This is a genomic window from Finegoldia magna, assembly GCF_018371055.1.
Classification (GTDB): Bacteria; Bacillota; Clostridia; order Tissierellales; family Peptoniphilaceae; genus Finegoldia; species Finegoldia magna_I.
Window position 1 is genome coordinate 1 of the sequence record NZ_JAGYZD010000157.1, and the last position, 4,175, is coordinate 4,175.

At 32.3% G+C, this 4,175-nt stretch carries 6 protein-coding genes; all 6 read left to right on the forward strand.

What is annotated here, in order from left to right; all coding sequences use genetic code 11:
* On the forward strand, positions 1 to 2,001 hold a 2,001-nt coding region (locus KHW44_RS07005; RefSeq protein ID WP_304067687.1), incomplete at its 5' end, for a copper-translocating P-type ATPase.
* Positions 2,001 to 2,201: a heavy-metal-associated domain-containing protein gene (locus KHW44_RS07010; RefSeq protein WP_278726470.1), complete on the forward strand. Its 201-nt coding sequence runs from the start codon at positions 2,001 to 2,003 to the stop codon at positions 2,199 to 2,201. The genes KHW44_RS07005 and KHW44_RS07010, both read left to right, overlap by 1 nt.
* Positions 2,201 to 2,464, forward strand: a complete 264-nt coding sequence (locus KHW44_RS07015; protein WP_002841343.1) for a metal-sensing transcriptional repressor — start codon at positions 2,201 to 2,203, stop codon at positions 2,462 to 2,464. The genes KHW44_RS07010 and KHW44_RS07015 overlap by 1 nt, the downstream gene beginning before the upstream one ends.
* 146 nt (positions 2,465 to 2,610) lie before the next feature.
* Positions 2,611 to 3,150 carry a ribosome-associated translation inhibitor RaiA gene (raiA, locus tag KHW44_RS07020; protein ID WP_278726468.1) on the forward strand — a complete coding sequence of 180 codons (540 nt, stop codon included), beginning with the start codon at positions 2,611 to 2,613 and terminating at the stop codon, positions 3,148 to 3,150.
* Positions 3,151 to 3,219: 69 nt separating this feature from the next.
* Positions 3,220 to 3,483 carry a hypothetical protein gene (locus KHW44_RS07025; protein WP_278726467.1) on the forward strand — a complete coding sequence of 88 codons (264 nt, stop codon included), beginning with the start codon at positions 3,220 to 3,222 and terminating at the stop codon, positions 3,481 to 3,483.
* 9 nt (positions 3,484 to 3,492) lie between these two features.
* Positions 3,493 to 4,175 (forward strand): purine-nucleoside phosphorylase (gene deoD / locus KHW44_RS07030; protein ID WP_304067696.1); only part of this gene is annotated, 683 nt, incomplete at its 3' end.

A 4,175-nucleotide genomic window follows, 5' to 3' on the forward strand; every position in this document is an offset into this window, starting at 1 on the left:
GGATACAAGACCAATTCTGATGTAAAAAGATTAGTTGACAAAGCAGGATATTCTGCAGAAATAAAAACAGACAATAAAATAGCTAACGAAAAAAATATAACTGAATACGAAAAATTGAAACGTGATTTTATAATTTCTGCGATTTTTTCAATTCCTTTATTTTCAGCGATGTTTTTTCACATGGCAGGAGTTCACACGATTTTAAATAATGGATATTTTCAATGGGCATTGGCAACAGTTGTTCAATTCTACATCGGAAGAAGATATTATGTGAATGCATACAAATCATTAAGAGGTGGAGGAGCAAACATGGATGTTCTAATAGCATTGGGAACAAGTGCTGCCTACTTCTACTCGATTTATCATGTATTAATAGGATCTGACCAATTGTATTTTGAATCGTCTGCTGTTGTTATCACTTTGATTTTACTCGGAAAAGTTTTCGAAAAAAGAGCAAAGACAAGGACAACTGATGCTATAAGTAAATTAATGGGACTCCAAGCGAAAAAAGCTAACATAATAAAAAATGGTAAAACTATTGAAACTGATATTGAAGATGTAATGGTTGGAGATAAAATTCTTGTAAAACCAGGAGAAAAAATCGCTGTTGATGGAATAATTGTTGAGGGAAGTTCATCAATTGATGAATCGATGATTACTGGAGAATCGATGCCTGTACAAAAACAAGTTGGAGATGAATGTATTGGCTCTACGATTAATAAAAATGGATCATTTGTATTTGAAGCGAAAAAAATTGGTGAAGATACAGTTCTAAGTCAAATCGTAAAATTAGTGGAAGATGCACAATCCAACAAAGCACCAATTCAAAGATTAGCAGACAAGATTTCATCTGTTTTTGTACCCATTGTTATTGTAATTGCTGTAATTACATTTGTCATCACTTATTTTGTGACAAAACAATTCGATAGAGCGTTGTTAAACTCCGTTTCAGTTCTTGTAATAGCGTGCCCTTGTTCATTGGGACTTGCAACTCCGACGGCCATTATGGTAGGAAGTGGCAAAGGCGCAGAGCTTGGAATTTTAATAAAAAGTGCTGAAGTTTTAGAAACTGCTAACAAAATCGATGCAGTTATTTTGGATAAAACAGGAACAATAACAAATGGTAAACCAGAAGTTGTAGATTACCAATCAAAAGATACAGACTTCTTAAAAATTGTATCATCAATTGAAAAAAATTCTGAGCATCCACTTGCAGATGCTGTGGTTAAAGAATATGAAAAAAATAGTTCGGAGTTCTATAAAGTTGAAAATTTCGATTCGATTACTGGTAAAGGACTTTCAGCTACAATAAATAATGACAATTACTATATTGGCAATGAAAAATTGATGAGAGACAATAATATTAATGTCAATGTAGATATTCAAAAATATCAATCTCAAGGAAATACAGTTGTGCTTGTTGGAAAGAACGATGAATTTTACGGATATATTTTGATAGCAGATAAAATAAAAGAATCCTCACAAGAAGCTGTTTCAAAATTAAAAGACGATAATATCGATGTATATATGATAACTGGTGATAGCGAAAATACTGCAAAACATATCGCAGAAAAAGCTAACATCGACCATGTGATAGCAGAATGTTTGCCAAAAGACAAATCAGATAAAGTGTTGGATTTGAAAAATCAAGGCAAAAAAGTAGGAATGGTTGGAGATGGAATAAACGATGCTCCAGCACTTGCAACAAGTGATGTTGGATTTTCTATTGGAACTGGTACAGATGTTGCGATTGAGGCGAGTGACATCACAATTATAAATGGCGATTTAAATAAAGTTAATACTGCGATAAGATTAAGTCACAGAGTAATAAAAACAATAAAACAAAATTTGTTCTGGGCGTTTTTCTACAATGTTGTTGGTATTCCGATTGCTGCATTTGGATTTTTGAATCCAATGATAGCAGGTGCTGCAATGGCGTTCAGTTCGGTAACCGTAGTTACAAATTCGTTAAGAATCAAAAATTTTAAGGAGGAAAAATAATGAAAAAAGAATTTGAAGTATTGGATATGGTGTGCAATCATTGCGTAGAATCAGTGACAAAAGCTTGTAAATCTGTAGAAGGTGTGACAGATGTCAATGTAAATCTTGATGACAAAAAAGCGGTAGTAGAAGGAGATTTTAACGAAGCTGATATCATTAAAGCAATTGATGAAATAGGATTTGAGGCTACTGTGAAATAATGACAGAACACAAACAAAAAGCCCTCAAAAAAATCAAAACTGTTCGTGGACAACTCGATGCGATTGTAAATATGATTGAAGAGGACAGATATTGTGTGGATATTTCCACTCAGATTTTGAGTTGTATTGGTCAATTGAAAAAAGCGAACATCGACATTTTAAACGGACATATGCGAACATGCGTTAAACATGCAATAGAAAATGATAATGCAGATGAAAAAATCGAAGAAGTAATCAACATTATTGACAAATATATCAAATAATGAAGACTTCCCCAGAGCAAATGAAAATTTGTAAGGGGAAGTTTTTTTGATATAGTGATTAGTATCGTTTGCAAAAACGTAAATTGGGTATATATAGAATAAGAAAATAAGAAATTATTTCTTAATTCATAAACAGGAGGAATTTTATGAAACTTAATTATGTAACAAAAGATATCAAATTAACTGATGATTTGAAAAAAATGGCAGAATCTAAATTACACAAGTTAGATAAATATTTCCATGACGAACAACAAGCTCGTGTAGTATTCAAAAAAGAAAAAGACAAAGCGAGAGTTGAAGTCACTATGATTTTAGATAAAGGAGTTGTTTTAAGAGCGGAAGAATCCAACGAAGATATTAAAACAGCTATCGACAAAGTTGAAGACGCGTTAGCAAGACAAATAAGAAAACACAAAACAAAATTACAAAAGAGATTTACAGAAAGTAATTCAATAAGATTTGAAGCTGTTGAAGAAAACAACGACAAAGAAATACCAACAGGTGCAATCGTTAAGACAAAAGAATTTGGAATCAAACCAATGGACAAGGAAGAAGCTATCATGCAAATGGAATTAATCAATCATGATTTCTTCGTGTTCTTGGATTCAAAAACTAATAATGTAAATGTTGTTTACAAGAGAAAAGATGGCAACTACGGATTATTAGTTCCAGGATTTGAAAAATAGCAAAAATGTTCAAATTGATGATATAATAAGAGAGAAACAAGAGTTCTCTCTTATTTGATTGGAGAGAATATGAAAATAGAATTAAGCGAAAAATTAAAATCATATTGCAATCAAAAATCCAAGGACAAAATATTGTTGTACATGGGTCAAAGCCCGTGCTGTACAATTGCTGAAGCTAAATATTACGCTAAGTTTATTTTAAAATCACCACATTTGAAAGAAGTGAATATTGATGGGATTAGCGTGTATTATGAAGCTTATATTGAAAAATACTTGGATGATTGTCAGTTAGATTTGGTAAAATTTTTGAATGTGATTATAGTTAATTATTAGGAGGTATTTATGTCAACACCACATATCGAAGCGAAAAAAGGAGACATCGCAAAAACAGTTTTATTGCCAGGAGATCCATTGAGAGCGAAATTTATTGCAGATAATTTCTTGGAAGATGTAAAACAATTCAATGCAGTTAGAAATATGTTCGGATACACTGGAAAATACAAAGGAAAAGAAATTTCTGTTATGGGAACTGGAATGGGAATTCCATCTATAGGAATTTATTCTTACGAACTTATCAACGAATACGGAGTAGAAAATCTTATTAGAATTGGTTCAGCAGGAGCTTACAGCAAAGATCTTGATTTGTACGATGTCGTAATAGCAATGGGAAGTTGTTCAGATTCCAATTTTGCTCACCAATTCGACTTGGAAGGAACTTTTTCAGCGATTTGTGATTATGATTTGTTGAGAAAAGCAGTAAATGTTGCAGAAGAAAAAAACATCGACGTTCATGTTGGAAATGTATTCTCTGCAGATATTTTCTACAATCAAAAATCAGAAGAATGGAAAAAATGGGAAAAAATGGGCGTGTTAGCAGTTGAAATGGAAAGCTACGGATTGTATTTGACAGCAAAAGCAAACAACGCAAGAGCTTTGACTATTTTGACAATTTCTGACTCATTCCATTCAGATAAGCAAACTACTCCTGAAGAAAGACAAACATCATTTACAAAAATGATGGAAAT